The sequence below is a fragment of the Streptomyces aurantiacus JA 4570 genome (assembly GCF_000414115.1).
Taxonomy (GTDB): Bacteria; Actinomycetota; Actinomycetes; order Streptomycetales; family Streptomycetaceae; genus Streptomyces; species Streptomyces aurantiacus_A.
The window spans coordinates 1-2,310 of sequence record NZ_AOPZ01000197.1 but is presented as its reverse complement, the minus strand read 5'-3'; the positions used below and the strand labels follow the sequence as shown (position 1 = coordinate 2,310).

The window sequence follows — 2,310 nt, the reverse complement described above, 5'->3', positions numbered from 1 at the left end:
CCGCCGCGGTGGCCGTCGCCGCCGTCGTGGCGAGTCCGCCGACGCGGACGGCTCGGCCGACTCGGACGACGCCGACGCCGAGCAGGGCGACGAGGACAACGACGAGGGTGCGGAGGCCGCCGACCAGGCCGAGGGCGACGAGGACGCCGACGAGGGCGCGGAGGGAGCCGCCGGCGGCTCCAGCAGCAGCCGTCGCCGCCGTCGCAGGCGCCGCCGCGCCGGTGACTCCGCCGAGGCCGAGCCGGGCGACGGCGACCCCGAGCGCACGGTCGTCAAGGTCCGCGAGCCCCGCAAGAAGGGCGACGACACCCCCTCCGACGAGGTGCAGTCCATCAAGGGCTCGACCCGTCTGGAGGCGAAGAAGCAGCGCCGCCGCGAGGGGCGCGAGCAGGGCCGCCGCCGGGTGCCGATCATCACCGAGGCCGAGTTCCTGGCCCGCCGCGAGGCGGTCAACCGCGAGATGATCGTCCGTCAGCACGGCGACCGCACCCAGATCGGCGTCCTCGAGGACAACGTGCTCGTCGAGCACTACGTCAACAAGGAGCAGTCGACGAGCTACGTCGGCAACGTCTACCTGGGCAAGGTGCAGAACGTCCTGCCGTCGATGGAGGCCGCCTTCATCGACATCGGCAAGGGCCGCAACGCCGTCCTGTACGCCGGTGAGGTCAACTTCGAGGCGCTCGGCATGGCCAACGGGCCGCGCCGCATCGAGTCCGCGCTCAAGTCCGGCCAGTCCGTGCTCGTGCAGGTCACCAAGGACCCGATCGGCCACAAGGGCGCCCGCCTGACCAGCCAGGTCTCGCTGCCCGGCCGCTACCTGGTCTACGTACCCGAAGGGTCGATGACCGGCATCAGCCGCAAGCTGCCCGACACCGAGCGCGCGCGTCTGAAGACCATCCTCAAGAAGATCGTCCCCGAGGACGCGGGCGTCATCGTGCGCACCGCCGCCGAGGGCGCGAGCGAGGACGAGCTGCGCCGTGACGTCGAGCGGCTGCAGGCGCAGTGGGAGGACATCCTCAAGAAGTCGAAGATGACCACGACCAGCTCGCCGAGCCTGCTCTACGGCGAGCCGGACATGACCGTCCGGGTGGTCCGCGACATCTTCAACGAGGACTTCTCGAAGGTCATCATCAGCGGCGACGAGGCGTGGGAGACCATCCACGGTTACGTCGCGCACGTCGCGCCCGACCTCGCGGACCGCCTGCAGCGGTGGACGTCCGAGGTCGACGTCTTCGCGACGTACCGCATCGACGAGCAGCTCGCCAAGGCGCTCGACCGCAAGGTGTGGCTGCCCTCGGGCGGCTCCCTCGTGATCGACAAGACCGAGGCGATGGTCGTCATCGACGTCAACACCGGCAAGTTCACCGGTCAGGGCGGCAACCTCGAAGAGACCGTCACCAGGAACAACCTGGAGGCGGCCGAGGAGATCGTGCGCCAGCTGCGGCTGCGCGACCTGGGCGGCATCGTCGTCATCGACTTCATCGACATGGTCCTGGAGTCCAACCGGGACCTGGTCCTGCGGCGGATGCTGGAGTGCCTGGGCCGGGACCGGACCAAGCACCAGGTCGCCGAGGTGACCTCGCTGGGTCTGGTGCAGATGACCCGCAAGCGGGTGGGCCAGGGCCTGCTGGAGTCCTTCTCCGAGACCTGCGTCCACTGCAACGGCCGCGGCGTCATCGTGCACATGGACCAGGCGACGGCCCCCGGTGGCGGCGGCAAGCGCAAGAAGCGCGGGCGCGGCGGCGAGGCGGCCGCGGCGCACGACCACACGCACGAGACCGCCGACGCGGGCCAGACCGAGACGGCGGCCGAGGTCGCCGCGGAGGTCGCCGAGCCGGTCGCGCTGCCCGAGCCGGAGTTCGTGCCGGACGAGGAGCTGTACAGCAGCCCGGCCGAGGCCGAGGCGGCCGCTTCCCGTGGTGGCCGTTCGCGGCGCCGTGCCACGCGCCGGGCGTCCGCTCCGGCGGGTGCGCCGAAGTCGGAGACGGCCGAGGCGGACACGTCCGAGCGCGAGGAGAAGCCCGCGCGCGACGAGAAGCGTGACGAGAAGCGCGACGAGCAGGCCGAGAAGCCCGAGAAGTCCGGGCGCGCCGAGAAGAAGGCCAAGTCCCGTGCGGGCAGGGCCAAGGCGGAGGCCGCCCCGGCCGCCGCTCCGGCCGAGGAGACCGTGGCCGCCGAGGCCCCGGCCGCTCCCGCCGCCGAGGCGCCCGCCGCCCCCGTCGAGGACGACGCGGCTCCCAAGGGGCGTACGCGGCGTCGCGCGACCCGTAAGGCGACGGCTCCGGCCGGCTCGCCCAAGGTCGCGGCCGA

1 protein-coding gene is annotated in these 2,310 nt (G+C 72.4%); it reads left to right on the top strand.

Features of this window, described 5'->3' with window-relative positions; all coding sequences use genetic code 11:
- Positions 1-2,310, top strand: a 2,310-nt coding sequence (locus tag STRAU_RS19650; protein ID WP_037660554.1) for an Rne/Rng family ribonuclease, incomplete at both ends; no start/stop codon positions are given.